Annotated in this window: 16 protein-coding genes and 1 pseudogene; 6 read left to right on the top strand and 11 right to left on the bottom strand. The window is 71.1% G+C overall.

The features are described from left to right. The 3 genes and pseudogenes from RCO28_RS28480 to RCO28_RS28490 all read right to left on the bottom strand — a co-directional run. A pseudogene (locus tag RCO28_RS28480) lies at positions 1–119 on the bottom strand (electron transfer flavoprotein subunit beta); the annotation flags it as partial. 190 nt (positions 120–309) lie between these two features. Next, on the bottom strand, positions 310–819 hold the full coding sequence (locus RCO28_RS28485; protein ID WP_308944158.1) for a flavin reductase family protein: 510 nt from the start codon (positions 817–819) through the stop codon (positions 310–312). A 205-nt stretch (positions 820–1,024) separates the two neighbouring features. Beyond that, the gene (locus RCO28_RS28490; RefSeq protein WP_308944332.1) at positions 1,025–1,432 is read right to left on the bottom strand and encodes a thioredoxin family protein; all 408 of its coding nucleotides are present in this window, start codon (positions 1,430–1,432) and stop codon (positions 1,025–1,027) included. Between the two features lie 74 nt (positions 1,433–1,506). Here RCO28_RS28490 and RCO28_RS28495 point away from each other — a divergent pair, with 74 nt between their 5' ends. Together RCO28_RS28495 and RCO28_RS28500 are read left to right on the top strand one after the other, a co-directional pair. Continuing rightward, positions 1,507–1,935, top strand: a complete 429-nt coding sequence (locus tag RCO28_RS28495; protein ID WP_308944159.1) for a DUF4395 domain-containing protein — start codon at positions 1,507–1,509, stop codon at positions 1,933–1,935. A gap of 170 nt (positions 1,936–2,105) precedes the next feature. Beyond that, on the top strand, positions 2,106–2,825 hold the full coding sequence (locus RCO28_RS28500) for a lysophospholipid acyltransferase family protein (RefSeq protein ID WP_308944160.1): 720 nt from the start codon (positions 2,106–2,108) through the stop codon (positions 2,823–2,825). Positions 2,826–2,897: 72 nt separating this feature from the next. Here the strand turns inward: RCO28_RS28500 and RCO28_RS28505 are convergent, their stop codons facing one another. From RCO28_RS28505 to RCO28_RS28535, 7 genes are all read right to left on the bottom strand, one after another. Then, positions 2,898–3,590 (bottom strand): phenylalanine--tRNA ligase beta subunit-related protein, encoded by a 693-nt coding sequence (locus RCO28_RS28505; RefSeq protein WP_308944161.1) that lies wholly within the window; start codon positions 3,588–3,590, stop codon positions 2,898–2,900. A 22-nt stretch (positions 3,591–3,612) separates the two neighbouring features. Beyond that, on the bottom strand, positions 3,613–4,212 hold the full coding sequence (locus tag RCO28_RS28510; protein ID WP_308944162.1) for a transglutaminase domain-containing protein: 600 nt from the start codon (positions 4,210–4,212) through the stop codon (positions 3,613–3,615). 69 nt (positions 4,213–4,281) lie between these two features. After that, entirely contained in the window at positions 4,282–5,364 is a 1,083-nt protein-coding gene (locus tag RCO28_RS28515; protein WP_308944163.1) for a low specificity L-threonine aldolase, read from the bottom strand. Continuing rightward, positions 5,361–6,125: an SDR family NAD(P)-dependent oxidoreductase gene (locus tag RCO28_RS28520; RefSeq protein WP_308944164.1), complete on the bottom strand. Its 765-nt coding sequence runs from the start codon at positions 6,123–6,125 to the stop codon at positions 5,361–5,363. The genes RCO28_RS28515 and RCO28_RS28520 overlap by 4 nt, the downstream gene beginning before the upstream one ends. A gap of 29 nt (positions 6,126–6,154) precedes the next feature. After that, positions 6,155–7,555, bottom strand: a complete 1,401-nt coding sequence (locus RCO28_RS28525; protein ID WP_308944165.1) for a DUF6421 family protein — start codon at positions 7,553–7,555, stop codon at positions 6,155–6,157. Positions 7,556–7,636: 81 nt separating this feature from the next. Beyond that, entirely contained in the window at positions 7,637–8,671 is a 1,035-nt protein-coding gene (locus RCO28_RS28530) for an alpha/beta hydrolase (RefSeq protein WP_308944166.1), read from the bottom strand. Next, positions 8,668–9,843, bottom strand: coding sequence for an LLM class flavin-dependent oxidoreductase (locus RCO28_RS28535; RefSeq protein WP_308944167.1), 1,176 nt, complete (start codon positions 9,841–9,843; stop codon positions 8,668–8,670). The genes RCO28_RS28530 and RCO28_RS28535 overlap by 4 nt, the downstream gene beginning before the upstream one ends. A 231-nt stretch (positions 9,844–10,074) precedes the next feature. Between RCO28_RS28535 and RCO28_RS28540 the strand changes: the two genes are divergently transcribed. Beyond that, positions 10,075–10,728, top strand: coding sequence for a PadR family transcriptional regulator (locus RCO28_RS28540; RefSeq protein ID WP_308944168.1), 654 nt, complete (start codon positions 10,075–10,077; stop codon positions 10,726–10,728). A 1,437-nt stretch (positions 10,729–12,165) separates the two neighbouring features. Beyond that, on the top strand, positions 12,166–12,849 hold the full coding sequence (locus tag RCO28_RS28545; RefSeq protein ID WP_308944333.1) for a glycerophosphodiester phosphodiesterase family protein: 684 nt from the start codon (positions 12,166–12,168) through the stop codon (positions 12,847–12,849). Positions 12,850–12,928: 79 nt separating this feature from the next. Here RCO28_RS28545 and RCO28_RS28550 read toward each other — a convergent pair whose 3' ends face one another. After that, positions 12,929–13,486, bottom strand: a complete 558-nt coding sequence (locus RCO28_RS28550) for a GNAT family N-acetyltransferase (RefSeq protein ID WP_308944169.1) — start codon at positions 13,484–13,486, stop codon at positions 12,929–12,931. A 126-nt stretch (positions 13,487–13,612) separates the two neighbouring features. Here RCO28_RS28550 and RCO28_RS28555 point away from each other — a divergent pair, with 126 nt between their 5' ends. Further along, on the top strand, positions 13,613–13,999 hold the full coding sequence (locus RCO28_RS28555) for a VOC family protein (RefSeq protein ID WP_308944170.1): 387 nt from the start codon (positions 13,613–13,615) through the stop codon (positions 13,997–13,999). A gap of 236 nt (positions 14,000–14,235) precedes the next feature. Next, positions 14,236–15,528 (top strand): cytochrome P450, encoded by a 1,293-nt coding sequence (locus RCO28_RS28560; RefSeq protein WP_308944171.1) that lies wholly within the window; start codon positions 14,236–14,238, stop codon positions 15,526–15,528. Positions 15,529–15,642 lie beyond the last annotated feature (114 nt).

A 15,642-nucleotide genomic window follows, 5' to 3' on the forward strand; every position in this document is an offset into this window, starting at 1 on the left:
TCGAGCTCCGACAGCAGGCCGTCGACATCGTCGCGGTCGACGGTCAGGTCATCGGTGAAGTGCCGGTCGCCGGTGGCGTCGGGCACGTACTTCACACAGACAACGATCCTCAAGCTCACGCCGGCTCTCCTACTGCATCGTCATTTCTGGGCTGCTGCCTTTACAGGCAGCATAGGCGCCTGAAGAGGCGGATCCCGGTCGGGGCGACCCGCGCTCCGATCGAAATGTTACTTGCTAGTACATCCACTACCTGCCCATTAAGCAAGCGCTCAGCACTGTGACGTTGCCAACGCCGGGCGAGCCTCGGGATCAGTCCCGCAGCGCGGTGAAGCGGCCCTGGTGGTAGAGGAGCGGGCGGCCGACTCCGGCGGGGTCTCCGACGACGACCTGGCCGAGGACGAGCCGGTGATCGCCCGCGGGCACCCGGGCCACGACCCGGCAGACCATCCAGGCGAGCACGTCGTCCAGGACCGGCACCCCCTCGGGACCCTCGTGCCAGCGCGTGGGCGAGCCGAAGCGGTCGGCGCCACTGCGCGCGAAGGTGGCGGCGAGGTCCTGCTGGTGCTCGCCGAGTATGTGGATGCCGACGTGCTCGGTGTCGGCGATCACGGGCCAGCTGGAGGAGCCGGTGCCGATGCCGAAGGAGACGAGGGGCGGCTCGGCGGCGGCCGAGCTGAGGGAGGTGGCGGTGAAACCCACGGGCCCTGCGGGGCCGTTCGCGGTGATCACCGCGACGCCCGCCGCATGCCGCCGGAAGACCGAGCGCAGCAGGTCGGGTGAGGCGAGCTGCGGAGTACGAAGATCGGGTGAGGCCGTCATGGAGTTGTCCTTCTGCCGTGGTGAACGAGGTCCGTGGCTGCTCAGCAGCCCGGACAGCGCGCGCTCGCATGACGGCCGAGGTCCACGTGGGCGCGCTCGAAAAGAAGGATTTCCTGCGGCATGGAGTCAGGCTGACGATACGTGTGGCGTGCAGTCAAGTGCGTACCGGGATGTGGGAGCAGGCTCACGACGGCGCACCGCGGGCTCAGACCGCCTCGCCGAGCGCGGCGATGACGTCCGCCTTGCGCGGCTGGCCGCTCGCGCGGCGCACCAACCGGCCCCGGGAGTCGAGCACGAGGACCGTGGGCGTGCGCAGGATGTCCAGGTCGCGGACGAGTTGGAGGTGCTCCTCGGCGTCGATCTCGATGTGGGCCACGCCGGGGACGAGTTGGCTCACCTCGGTGAGCGTGCGCCGCGTGGCCCGGCAGGGCTGGCAGAAGGCGCTGGAGAACTGCACGAGGGTGGCGCGCTCGCCGAGGGCGGCACCCAACTCCCGCTCCCCGAGCACCCGTTCACCGTCGCGCACCTTGAGCCTCCCGCTCCGCCTTTGGTGCAGCAGGCCGTAGGCGCTCGCCGCGAGGAGCACCGCCACACACACCATGAGTCCGGTCATCACCGCGTGCAGCATTCATGAAGCCGTAAACATTCCCGTTCCCCTGAGGTGGCTTCCCGGGCGATGCTTGCCCTGTGGACCCCAACGACGAGATCGATGTACGCGGACCCCGCTTCGGCGCCGCCCTGACGACGGTCGCGCTCGCCCTGGTGCTGATCATGGGCAGCGTCTGGCTGCTCGCCTGGCAGGCGCTCTGTTTCGCGATCGGTGTGGCGGCGGGGGTGCAGCGCACTCCGTACGGACTGCTGTTCCGCACGGTCGTACGGCCGCGGCTCGGGCCCGTCACGGAACGTGAGTCGCCGGCGCCGCCGCGGTTCGCACAGGGGGTCGGGCTGCTCTTCGCGGTGCTCGGGCTCGTGGGGTACGCGGTGGGCCCGGAATGGCTGGGAATGGCCGCCACGGCGTGTGCCCTGGCGGCGGCGTTCCTCAACGCGGCGTTCGCGTACTGCCTCGGCTGCCGGCTGTTTCTGCTCTTCAAGAGGGGTACGAGCGTTCGGATCTGAGTACGCGAACGGGGCGTACGTGACGAGAATCTCCCTGCTCACCGCCGTGAGGGGTGGCTACTCGGCCGTCGATGGGGCACGATCTGCGGCAGCGCCCGAAACCTACGGGCCCGTAACTTACCCGCCAGGGGAGACCCTTCCCAGGCGCACAGAAGGGTCGATCGCCCCCCATGGCAGAACTCGTCTACCGTCCGGTCATCGGTGCCGCGCTCACCATGTTCAAAGCGCTGGACCTGAAGATCGACCTGAAGGGTGCGGAGAACATTCCGCGCACCGGTGGCGCGGTCCTGGTGAGCAACCACATCAGCTACATGGACTTCATCTTCGCTGGGCTCGCAACGCGTCCGCAGAAGCGCCTCGTGCGGTTCATGGCGAAGGACTCGGTGTTCCGGCACAAGGTGTCCGGTCCGCTGATGCGCGGCATGAAGCACATCCCGGTGGACCGCAACCAGGGCGAGGCGGCGTACGCGCACGCGCTCGACTCGCTGCGGTCCGGGCAGATCGTGGGTGTCTTCCCGGAGGCGACGATCTCGCCGTCGTTCACGCTGAAGAGCTTCAAGTCGGGTGCCGCGCGGATGGCGCAGGAGGCCGGCGTTCCGCTGATCCCGGTGGCGCTGTGGGGCACGCAGCGGCTGTGGACCAAGGGGCGGCCGCGTAACTTCAAGCGCAGCCACATCCCGGTGACGATCCGGGTGGGCGAGCCGGTGGAGGCGCCGCGCGAGCAGTACGCGGGGGCGATCACGCGGCGGCTGCGCGAGCGGGTCCAGGAACTCCTCGAAGCCGCCCAGCGCTCCTATCCCGTACGCCCCAAGGGGCCGGACGACACGTGGTGGGTGCCGGCGCACCTCGGGGGTACGGCTCCGGAGCCGGTGCGGTCGCGCGAGGCGTAAGGGTTCTTCTGGGGGCTCCGCCCCCAGACCTCCGCTCCTCCAACGCCGGCGGGGCTGAATGTTCGCCTGCCGCTACTCCGGCCGACGCACGTCGACCCGCGCCCCCGGGCTGAACTTCTCGACCAGTTCCGCGAGTTCGGCGCCCGCGCGCTCCAGGTCGGCGAGCGGCATCGGGGCGAGTGACTCCAGCAGGAACAGCGCGCTCGTCGAGTCCTCCGTGAGGCGCGTGCGGGGGCCCTGGCGCCAGTTCCATCGGCGGCAGGTGACGCCCGCCTCGTCGCGCCAGACGACCTCACCCGCGTCCGGGTGCTCGACGGTCTCCTCCCCCGCCGCCGTCGTCACGAACTCCTCGTCACCCTGCGCCCGTACGAGACGCATGCCGCCCTGGATGCGGTCGAGGTCCTCGCCGCCGACCGGGATCAGGTGGGCCACGCTGATCGCGTTGTAGACGTCGACCAGGACGTTGATGCGGGGCAGTCCGCCGTCCGCGAGGGCGCGCTTCGCGAGGGCCTCGGCGGAGTTGCGGGTGCGCGAGGGCTTGGCGCCGAACGCGGTGTACGCCGCGCGCCAGGCCGCCATGTGCGGGTCCTCGTGCGGGGCGCGGCCGTCGAGGTGGTCGGCGAGGCGGCGCGCGGCGTCGTCGAGCAGGGCCGAACTGGCCTCGGTGCTGGGGCCGTTGACGAGCCCGCGGGCCTCGATGGCGAGGTGGGTGAAGCCGGGGACGAGGGTGCGGACCTCGTCCGCGACGGTCAGTTCGAGAGTCATGCCGAGCCTTGGGTCGATGCGGTCACAGTGCGTCGGGGAGCGTCCGCCACAGCGTCGGGCGGTCAGGGGCGGCCTTCAGGGCGTTCAGGACCACGACGCGCGGTTCAGCATAGAGTACTGGATAGTCCAGCTCACTGAACTCCGCCCGCGGCACCCACGCGAGCCGCTCCCCGGAGAGCGAGAACCGCGCGTCCACACCGGGCTTGTTGCCCCGTACGTCCTGCCGGTGCCAGGCACCGTCGAGCCGGACCGCGATCAGGCCGTGCAGGGCGTGCCCCTCTCCGAGCCCGTCGCCGAGGGTCAGGCGCTGGTAGCAGAGCGCGGTGGGGATGCCGGCGGCGCGCAGCAGGGCGGCGGCCAGATGGGCCTTGGCGTGACAGATGCCGGTACGGAGTTCGAGTACGTCCGAGGCCCGCCAGGTGACCCGGGGATCACCGGAGTCCTGCGAGTGCGGCACGGCGTCCCGTACGAAGGCATAGGCGGCGCGGGCGTATGCGTATGCATCGGGGGTCGAGGTCTGAAGGCGTTCCGCCTCGTGCCGGATCGACGGGTGGCCGTGGTTCACGGCCTCACTCTCGGCCAGATACGGGGCGAGTTGAGGGTGTTCCTGGAGGAGTTCCATGCGGCCAGAACGTACGGAAGCGGCCGACCGCAAGTCAATCACTTTACGGTCGGCCGCATACTCATACAGTCAGCGGGAGGCCATCTCCTCCTTGAGCGCGGCCACGAATCCGTCCACGTCGTCCGCGGTGGTGTCGAAGGAGCACATCCAGCGCACGTCGCCCGCGGCCTCGTCCCAGAAGTAGAAGCGGTAGCGCTGCTGCAGGCGCTCGCTCACGTCGTGCGGGAGGCGCGCGAAGACGGCGTTGGCCTGCACGGGGTGCAGGATCTCCACCCCGTCGACGGCGCGGACGCCCTCGGCGAGGCGCTGGGCCATCTCGTTGGCGTGCCGGGCGTTGCGCAGCCACAGATCCTTGGCGAGCAGCGCCTCCAGCTGCACGGAGACGAACCGCATCTTGGACGCCAGCTGCATGGACAGCTTCCGCAGATGCTTCATGTGCCGCACCGCGTCCGGGTTCAGGACGACGACGGCCTCGCCGAACAGGGCCCCGTTCTTGGTGCCGCCGAAGGAGAGCACATCGACCCCGGCGCGGTTGGTGAAGGTCCGCATCGGTACGTCGAGGGAGGCGGCCGCGTTCGCGATGCGGGCGCCGTCCAGGTGCACCTTCATGCCGTGCGCGTGGGCGTGCTCGCAGATCGCGCGGATCTCCTCGGGCGTGTAGACGGTGCCCAGTTCGGTGTTCTGCGCGATCGACACGACCTGCGGCATCGCCCGGTGCTCGTCGTCCCAGCCGTACGCCTCCCGGTCGATCAGCTCGGGGGTGAGCTTGCCGTCCGGCGTCGCCACGGTGAGGAGCTTGAGGCCGCCGACCTTCTCGGGGGCACCGCACTCGTCGACGTGGATGTGCGCGGTGTCGGCGCAGATCACGGCGCCCCAGCGGTCGGTGAGCGCCTGAAGCGCCGTGACGTTGGCGCCCGTTCCGTTGAAGACCGGGAAGGCCTCCGCGCTCGCGCCGAAGTGGCCGCGGATCACCTGCTGGAGGTGCGCGGTGTAGTCGTCCTCCCCGTACGCGACCTGGTGGCCGCCGTTGGCGAGGGCGAGGGCCGCGAGTATCTCGGGGTGCGCCCCGGCGTAGTTGTCGCTGGCGAAGCCTCGTGTCTCCGGGTCGTGATGGCGGCGTGCGTCGGTCCTCGGCGGATTCGCAGGGTTCACGGCTTCTCGATCAGCCACTGGCGGGTTCCGTTCACATCCTCGGCGGGCCGCTCCCACATGCCGGCGATGGCCTCGGCCAGCTCCGTCACGTCGGTGAAGCCCGCGAACTTCGCGTTGGGGCGCTCGGCCCGCATGGCCTCGTGCACCAGCGCCTTCACCACCAGGATGACCGCTGCCGAGGTCAGCTCGGAACCGTCCGCCTTGGCCGTCTTGCGGAAGGCGTCACCGAGGGCGAGCGTCCAGGCCTCGGCGGCCGCCTTGGACGCGGCGTACGCGGCGTTGCCTGCCGTTGGCTTGCTCGCACCGGCGGCGCTGACCAGGACGTACCGCCCGCGGTCGCTGCGGCGCAGGCCCTCCTCGAAGGCGAGGGAGGTGTGCTGGACGGTGCGGATCAGGAGCTTCTCCAGGACGTCCCAGTCGGCCAGGTCCGTCTCGGCGAAGGTCGCGCTGCCGCGCCAGCCGCCCACCAGGTGCACGAGGCCGTCGATCCGCCCGAACTCCTTCTCCGTACGGGCGACCCAGTCGCGGGTGGCGTCGAGGTCGAGGAGGTCGACCGTGTCGCCGGTGACCGTCGCGCCGCCGTGCGCGTACCGGGCGGCGTCCACCGCCTCGGCGAGGCGGGTCGCGTCCGCGTCGGAGGCGACGACGGTGGCGCCCGCCTCGGCCAGGCGCAGCAGGGTGGCCCGCCCCGCAGGTCCGGCGGCTCCTGCCACCGCGATCACAGCACCGTTCAGCACACCGTTCCCATTTCCGTTCGTCATGGTCCTCACCTCCGCGTCGGCGGGGCGGCTCACGCGGCGACCCGCTGGACGTCCGCTGCCGTGATCCCCCTGGTCGAGGCGATCACGCCCTTGAGCTTCTTGGAGAGCGCCTCATAGAACATGCTCAGCGGAAACTCGTCCGCAAGCACCTCGTCGACGAGTTTCCGGGGCGGCAAGGAGGTGTCCAGGGCGTCCGGGCCCTTGGCCCAGCGGGATCCCGGGTGCGGGGCGAGATAGGTGGAGACCAGCTCGTACGCGGCGAACCAGTGCACCAGCTTGGGGCGGTCGATGCCCGCGCGGTACAGCTCCTCGATCTCGGCGCAGAGCTGGTTGGTGATCTGCGGGGCCCGGTCCCAGTCGATGCGCAGGGTGTTGTCGGTCCAGCGCACGACGTCGTGCTTGTGCAGGTACGCGAAGAGCAGCTGGCCGCCGAGGCCGTCGTAGTTCTTGACGCGGTCGCCGGTGACGGGGAAGCGGAACATCCGGTCGAAGAGCACGGCGTACTGGACGTCGCGGCCGTGCCGGTTGCCCTCGGACTCCAGCTTCACGGCCTCCTTGAAGGCGGTGAGGTCACAGCGCAGCTCCTCCAGGCCGTACATCCAGAACGGCTGGCGCTGCTTGATCATGAACGGGTCGAAGGGCAGGTCGCCGTGGCTGTGGGTGCGGTCGTGGACCATGTCCCAGAGCACGAAGGCTTCCTTGCAGCGCTCCTGGTCTCCGATCATCTCGCGGATGTCGTCGGGCAGTTCGAGCCCGAGGAGGTCGACGGCGGCCTCGGTGACGCGACGGAAGCGGGCCGCCTCGCGGTCGCAGAAGATGCCGCCCCAGGAGAAGCGCTCGGGGGCCTCGCGCACGGCGATCGTCTCGGGGAAGAGCACCGCGGAGTTGGTGTCGTACCCGGAGGTGAAGTCCTCGAAGGTGATGCCGCAGAACAGCGGGTTGTCGTAGCGCGTGGCCTCGAGGTCGGCCAGCCAGTCGGGCCAGACCATCTTGAGGACGACCGCCTCGAGGTTGCGGTCGGGGTTGCCGTTCTGCGTGTACATCGGGAAGACCACGAGGTGCTGCAGTCCGTCCTCGCGGTGCGCCGCGGGCTGGAAGGCGAGCAGCGAGTCCAGGAAGTCGGGCACCTGGAAGCCCTCGTCGGCCCAGCGCCGCAGGTCGAGGCCGAGGGCCCGGAGGTACGCGGCGTCGTGCGGGAGCAGCGGCGCGAGCTGCTCGACCGCGGATATGACGCGGTCCACGGTGAGCTCGGCCACGGAGCGGGGCGGGGCGCTCTCGGCGTCGAAGTCGATCGAGCCGTCCGCGGACTGCCAGGGCCTGATCTCTTCCACGGCATCCTTGAGCACCGGCCAGGCAGGGTGCTCGATCACCCTGGATGACGCAGAAGGAATCTGTCCCTCCACCACAGGCTGCACAAGAATTTCCGTCATGTCACTTCCTCCACGGGAGAACCTCGCGTAAAGACACCGTATGCATGCGAGGTTCTCCGCCACAAGTGGAGCCTGCGGAAATTATCCCGTGAGACCCCCTGATTCACCGAAGTTTTTCCTGTCGTTCCCCGGGTTCGCAGCAGTCCCGGGGGCGGCTGTCCCGGCGATCGCGGCCGCCGCGCCCTCCAGTGCCGCGCGGGCGTCGGCGAGCGCTTGCGGGAAGCCGAAGAAGCCGTGGAACATCTGCGGGAAGTGCGCCTCCGTGACCGGGACGCCCGCCTCGCGCAGGCGTTCCGCGTAGGCCAGGCCCTCGTCGCAGAGCGGATCGCAGCCCGCCGTGACGATGTGCGCGGGCGGCAGTCCGGACAGCTCGCCGAGCAGCGGGGAGATCCTCGGGTCGGCCGGGTCGCCGCCGGCCGCGAGGTACTGCTGCCCGAACCACTTCATGTGCGTCAGGGACAGGAAGAAGCCGCTGCCGTTGCGCTGCAGGGACGGCCACGGGCGGCTCATGTCGGTCGCCGGGTAGATCAGCAGCTGCAGCGCGACGGCCGGGCCGCCCTCGTCCCTGGCCTGCTGCGCGATCACCGCGGAGAGGTTGCCGCCCGCACTGTCCCCGGCCACGACCAGGGCGCCCGGGTCCCCGCCGAGCTCCGCGACGTGCGCCGCGGTCCAGCACAGCGCTGCGTAAGCGTCCCGCACCCCCGCCGGGAACGGATGCTCGGGCGCGAGCCGGTAGTCCACCGCGACGACCGCGGCGCCCGCCTCCCGGCAGAGCCCGCGGGCCGTGTTGTCGTGGCTCTCCAGGTCGCCGATGACCCAGCCGCCACCGTGCAGGAAGAGCACGGTCGGCCGGGGCCCGCGCGCCGTCGCCGGGTCCGGCAGGTAGATCCGTACCGGAATCTCGGGCTCACCCTCCGGCCCCGGGATCGTGCGGTCCTCCACCGAGCCGACCTCGGGCGGCTCCCAGGGCGGGCGCGGCTGCGCCGACAGGATCCGCCGGGCCTGAGCCGCGTCGGTCACCGTGCCCCCGAGATCCGGGAAGACGGAGGTGATCAGGTCCACCAACTGCCGTGCTTCCGGAGGGAGTCGGTCCTCGGTCGCGGGCTGGGTCGTCATCGGGCTGCCTCCTGGTCCCGCGCGGTCCGCCGGCCCAACGGCCGGCGTCGCGCGTCGTCGCGAAAGTGCGGAATCACCTTCTCGCCCCACTGCCGGATGGTCTCCATGCAGGCCTCCTGCGGCACCGTGCCCATCTGGATCAGGCACATGATCTCGTCGGCGCCCGCGTCGCGGAGCTGCTCGACGTAGCGAATCGCGTCGTCCGCGGTGCCGTAGGCGTGGTCCGCGTTGAAGGTGGCCGTGGACGTGGGGCGTACCGGAATGCTGTGCTCGTGCAGTCGCGCCACGACCTGCTCGGCGGCCCTGCGCATCTCCTCGGCCTCGTCGGCGCCCTCGACCACGGCCTCGTCGGGAACGCCCGCCCCGCCGTACCAGTGGCCGATCGACTGCGCGAAGAACCGCTGCCCTCGGATGCCGATGTTCCGTGCCGTCTCACCGTCGTCGAGCACGATCGTCGGACAGAGTACGGAGAAGTGGTCGTTGACGACAGAGGAGACGAGGCGTTCACTGCCGCGCTCCGCCCGCGCCGTGTCGTACGCGGTCCGCATCTCCTTGATCGACTCGGGCCCGGCGAAGCCCATCACGAGGGCCCCGATGCCGAGTTCGGCCGCCTGCCGCAGTGTCTCCGTACGGCTGCACGCGAGGAACAGCGGTGGGTGCGGGGTCTGCTTCGGGCGCGGCAGGATCGGGTGCGGGTCGATGTCGAGCAGTTCGCCGTGGTGCTCCAACTCGTCCTTCTCCCAGGCCTTTCCGATGATCCTGAGCGCCTCCTCGACCTCCTGCGTGGTGCGGTCCCGGTCCACGCCGCACAGCGAGGTCTCCTGCAGCGTGCCGCCGCGGCCCGCGCCCAGGTCGACGCGGCCGCCGGAGAGCAGGTCGAGCATGGCGGCGCGCTCGGCCACGCGCGCGGGGTGGTTGAAGGCGAACGGCATGCAGACCACACCGTGCCCGATCCGGATCGTGCTGGTCCTCGCGGCGACCCAGGTGAGGAAGATCTCCGGGGCGCTCATGTGCGCGTACCACTTGAGGGAGTGGTGCTCGACCGCCCAGACGCGGTCGAAGCCCATCTCCTCGGCGAGCACCGCCTGTTCGACGCAGTCACGGATCACCTGGTGCTCGCGCTCGACGGTCGGATCCGCCAGCTGCGCCTCAAAGATCACGGAGAACTTCACGCCGCCTCCTGGGAGTTGAGTGGGGTCTGCCTATGCCTCGATCAGCTATATGACTAATAGTCAGGTCTAGCGGGAGCCGGATGAAGTGACAAGGGATACGACGAGGGATACGACTAGGGATACGGACGCGGGATACGGACGCGGGATACGGACGCGGGATACGGACGCGGGATACGACAACGAATACGGCGGGGGATTGCGCCCGGCCGCACCGCCGCCTTCAATGCGGCCATGACCAAGGGCGATCACCAGGCGACAGCACACCCCGCCGATCCGGCTGACCCGGCTGACCCGGCTGACTCGGCTGACCCGGCTGACCCGGCTGACCCGGCTGACCCGGGCGAGGGTCTGCCCCCGACGGCCTGGGCGGTGCTCGGCCTGCTCTCGTTCCCCGGCGAGCGCACGGGCTACGAGCTGAAGAAGTGGGCCGACTCCTCCCTCCGCTTCTTCTACTGGTCGCCCGCGATCAGTCAGATCTACGCCGAGCTGCGCCGCCTGGAGTCCCGCGGCTACGCCACGTCGCGCCGCTCAGGCCCCGAGGAGCCGCGCGCCAAGCGGGCGTACACGATCACGGACGCGGGCCGCACCGCCCTGTCCCGCTGGGCGAGCGCAGGCCAGGACCCGGGCGCCCCGGTCCTCAAGCACCCGCTGCTGCTGCGCGTCTGGCTCGGCCACCTCACGCAGCCGGAGCAGCTGCGGGCGCTGGTGCACGAGCATGTGGCGCGTACGCAGGGCGAGTTGAAGGAGGTACGGGACGCTCTCGCGCGGGCCGACGGGGTGGAGGCCTGGGGGCACCCGCAGATCGCCCTGCGCTGGAGCGAGCGGCGCCTGATCTCCGAGGTGGAGCTGGCGGAGGCGATGCTGGGGGATTTGGAGGGGCTGTAGGTCCCCCTTGGCCGTCCCGCCCCGTCGGTTTGGTGCACGCCGGGCGTGCTGCCGGGGGATCGGCGCGCTCGGCGGCTTCGTGCACGCCGGGCGCGCCGGGCGCGCTGCGGGAGGATCGGCGCTTTCCGCCCGGCGCCCGGCGGACGGAATCGGCGCGCTCGGTGCACGGCGGGCGCCGGGCGGGCGGAATCGGCGCCCCTGCCTGCCCCTTCCCGCCCCTTCCCGGCAGTGTCCGAGATGCGGCTGGCGCCGCGTGGCCTGCGGTCGACTGCGGGGCTCCGCCCCGGGGCGCCTCCGCCAGGCTCTCGGCTTCCCCCCCTTCCCGGGCCTTCGGCCGGGAGGTGCGGAGCAGGGGACCCCCCATCGCGAATGCCGGAGGGGCAGAATGTGCAGGTCCGAGGCTGACAGGTGAGCCAATCCAGCCCGTCCGGCGCTTGAGGACGAGCGCGAAGCGCGATCGGGAGGGGTCAGGGGCGCAGCCCCGGTTGGGGTCTGGGCGCAGCCCCCCGGTCGGGGTCAGGGGCGCAGCCCGGGCGGGAGTCAGGGGGGGGCAGCCCCGGCGGGAGGCAGGGGCGCAGCCCCGGGGTCTGAGGGCGGCAGCCCCGGGGGTGGCGCAGCCCCCTGCCGGGCTCGGGGGCACAGCCCCGGCTGGGTCAGGGGCGCAGCCCCGGGGGGCGCAACCCCGGGGGCGGGGTCTGGGGCGCAACCCCGGGTGGGGCGGCTCAGGGCCCAGCCCCGGTGGAGTCCAGCGGCGACAGCCCCTGAACGGGGTCTGCGGCGCAGCACCGGCGGGCGCAGCCCCTGGGGGCTTGGGCGCAGCCCAGGGGCGGGGTCTGGGGGCGGGGTCTGGGGCGCAGCCCAGGGGTGCAGCCCAGGGGCGCAGCCCAGGGGCGGGGTCTGGGGCGCAGCCCAGGGGTGCAGCCCAGGGGCGCAGCCCAGGGGCGGGGTCTGGGGCGCAGCCCAGGGGTGGGGCTCGAGGGCGCAGCCCCGGCGGGGTCCAGCGGCGGCAGCCCCGCCGGGCGGGGTCTGGGGGCCCAGCCCCCGGGGTGAGGGCCTGAGGGCGCAGCCCCCGGGGTGAGGGCCTGGGGGCGGCAGCCCCCAGTAAGGCGTCCGCTGAGGACTTCGGGAAAGGGCGGGGAGGGGAGAAAGCAGAAGCACGGGTGAATCCCGCGCGCACCGCCTTGACCCCCGACGCACACGTTCACGAGCGTCGTCTTGCGCTCCGCAGGAACCCTCGCCAAGCTTGCGCAGTGGCTCGGACCCCGAGTTCGGCATTCGCCCCGCGACCGCGGTGAATGGCCGCCGACCTGCCCGTGAACGGGACTCACGGCAGCGCCCGGCGGAGCCGCGAGCCGCGTCGCGCCGGACCTCCCGGACCGCCCGCCATCGCGGCGCACCTGGACAGCGTCAGGCATGTCGACGGAAGCGAGTGAACCCTTGAACTTCCTCACCATCGGTCATCGTGGAGTCATGGGCGTCGAGCCCGAGAACACCCTCAGGTCCTTCGTGGCCGCCGAGCAGGGCGGCCTCGACGTCATCGAACTCGACCTCCACCTCAGCAAGGACGGCGCCCTCGTCGTCATGCACGACGCGCTGGTCGACCGCACCACCGACGGCAAGGGACCGATCGCCGAGAAGACCCTCGCCGAGCTGCGCGCCCTCGACGCCGGGCGAGGCGAGCGCATCCCCGTGTTCGAAGAGGTCCTGGACGCGGTGAAGGCGCCACTGCAGGCGGAGATCAAGGACGTGGCCGCCGCCCGCGCCCTCGCCGAGGTGATGCACCGGCGCGACCTCGTGGGCCGCGTCGAGGTGCTCTCCTTCCACGACGAGGCGCTCGCGGAGATCTCCCGGCTCGTCCCCGGCGTCCGCACCGCGCTGGTCGCCAGCCGCTACGGCACCGACGTCGTGGAGCGGGCCGTGGCCGTCGGCGCGACCACGCTCGTACTCAACATCCGCCGTCTGACCCTGGAGACGGTCGAGGCCGCGCGCAAGGCGGACCTGCGGATCATCGGCTGGGTCGTCAACACCCAGGACCATCTGCGCCTGGTCCGCGCCCTCGGCCTCGACGGCGCCACCACCGACTACCCGGAGATCAAACGCACCGGCCGCTTCACCGCCTGAGCCACCTCAGAGGCATCTCAGAGGCATCTCAGGGCAGCCACGTCAACAACCACCCAACTGCCTTCCGTACACGCCCTGTTCAGACGCCGAGCGGCTTCACCAAGAGCTCGAACTGCAGGTCGTCCCGCTGCGGAACACCGAAGCGCTCATCGCCGTACGGGAACGGGGACATCTCCCCCGTACGGCGATAGCCCCGGCGCTCGTACCAGGCGATCAGATCCTCGCGGACCGAGATCACCGTCATCTGCATCTGTCGTACGCCCCACTGCGCGCGGGCCGTGCGCTCCGCCTCCGCGATGATCACCTTGCCGAGGCCGGCGCCCTGCAGCTCGGGGCTGACCGCGAACATCCCGAAGTACGCCGCGTCGCCCCGGTGTTCCAGCTGGCAGCAGGCGATCGTCCGGCCGTCCTGCTCCACCACGAGCAGCCGGCTGTCCGGCGCCTCGACGACCGCGCGTACGCCCTCCGGATCCGTCCGCCGGCCCTCCAGGATGTCCGCCTCCGTGGTCCAGCCGGTGCGGCTGCTGTCCCCCCGGTAGGCCGACTCGATCAGGGCGACGAGTGCCTCGACGTCGGCGTACGTGGCGTCGCGGAAGGTCGGTTCGCCGGTGGTGGCGGTGCGGGATGCGGTGTCCATGGAGGTGCTGCCCTTCGTGTCTCGCGGCGGGGTTGTGACGGGATACCGCGGCGGACCACCACGCGCCCCCCGGCGGTCTCCGCTCGCGATGCCGTCGAGCCTAGCGCGCCGTTACAGTGCCGTTTCATGGTCCACGTACTGAGCAGCCGCACCCTCCTGCGCCCCGTCGACCCCGAGCGCAGCCGCACCTTCTACGGCGAGGTCCTCGGCCTCGACATCTACCGCGAGTTCGGCACCGGGCCGGAGCGCGGCACCGTCTACTTCCTGGGCGGCGGCTTCCTGGAGCTGTCCGGGCGGGCGGAGCGGGCGCCGTCGCCGGGGATCCAGCTCTGGCTGCAGGTCGCCGACGTCGCCGCCGCGCACGACGGACTGCGGTCGGGCGGCGTCGAGATCGTCCGGGAGCCGCGTCAGGAACCGTGGGGCCTCATCGAGATGTGGATCAAGGACCCCGACGGCAACGACATCGTGCTCGTCGAGGTGCCCGCCGACCACCCGCTGCGCCACCGCCCGTGACGTACCGCGCGTAACCCTGCTCCCCCGCTCCCCGCGGGGCGCCCTCACGCGCCCCCTGTGCCACAGCGCACACCATGATCCGTGCAACCCCGAGACGGGGCCCGAGCGTCCCTGATTCGACCCTGATTCCCAGCCCGGGGACGCCCCTCGGTCACCACGGGTACCGGTCGGCCACTTATGCTGACCGCTCCCGTTAATACCGAGACCGCATCGAGAGTCTGGGCTGTACGTCGACCATGGAGCTCACATTGAGGGCGAATCTCCGATCCCGCATCGCCGCTCGGCTGGGGCGCAAGTACCTGGCCAGGATCAAGAAGCACGGCATCGGGTCGTCCACGATCTCGCTCCTGCCCGAGCAACTCCTGATGCCGCTGCGCCGCGAGGGGCTCGATCCGGCGCCGCAGCTCATCAGCGCCCAGGAGCAGGCACCGATCTCCAAGGTGCCGTTGCCGTTCGGCATGGACGCCTGGGTCGTCACGGGGCACGAGGAAGTGAAGGCCGTCCTCGGCGCGACCGACGGATTCAGCACGGACTTCACCAATCTCGCGGGGAACGCGGGCGTGCTCGAGGAGCAGAACCCCGGCGGCCTCGGCTTCGCGGACCCGCCGGTGCACACGCGGCTGCGCAAGATACTCACCCCGGAGTTCACCATGCGCCGCCTGCGCAGGCTGACTCCGCGGATCGACGAGATCGTCAGCGACTGTCTGGACTCGATGGAGCGCAGCCCCGGTCCGGTCGACCTCGTGCAGAGCTTCGCCCTGCCGATCCCCTCCCTCACGATCTGCGAACTGCTCGGCGTTCCCTACGAGGACCGGCACGACTTCCAGCAGCTGAGCATGGCCCGCTTCGACCTGTCCGACGGCGCGATAGCACCCTTCGGCCACACCTCGGCCTCGCTCGACTACTTCCGGGACGTTGTGAAGAAGCAGCGCGAGAAGCCCGGTGACGGACTCCTCGGCATGATCGTCCGCGAGCACGGCGACACCGTCGGGGACGAGGAGCTCGCCGGCCTCGCCGACGGCGTCCTGACCGGCGGTTTCGAGACGACCGCGAGCATGCTGGCGCTCGGTTCGCTCGTCCTCCTCCAGGACCCGCAGGCCTTCGCCCGGGTACGGGACGAGGACGCGGCGGCGGCGCCGTTCGTCGAGGAGGCGCTGCGCTATCTGACCGTGGTGCAGCTGGCGTTCCCGCGGTTCGCGAAGGAGGACATCGAGATAGCCGGGGTGCACATCCCCAAGGGCGACTTCATGTTGTGCTCCCTCAGCGGCGCCAACCGCGACCCGCGCTTCACCGGCGGTGACCGCGGCGCCTTCGACCCGGACCGCAAGGCCTCAGGACACGTCGCCTTCGGCTACGGCATCCACCGCTGCATCGGCGCCGAGCTGGCCCGTATGGAACTGCGCGCCGCCTACCCCGCGCTGCTGCGCCGCTTCCCCGAGATGAAGCTGGCCGTCTCGCCGGACGAACTCGCCTTCCGCAAGCTGTCCATCGTCTACGGCGTCGAGTCCCTTCCGGTGCATCTGCGCTGACGCTCCCCCAGCTCCCTGCCCGCTCCCCGCCCGCTCCCCTCGGAGTACTTCCGCTCCCCTTCCGCCGGTGCGTGCTCCCCGCGTACACCCGTGCGCCGCGTAGGGGACGGCCCC

The organism is Streptomyces sp. LHD-70 (genome assembly GCF_031157275.1).
GTDB lineage: Bacteria > Actinomycetota > Actinomycetes > Streptomycetales > Streptomycetaceae > Streptomyces.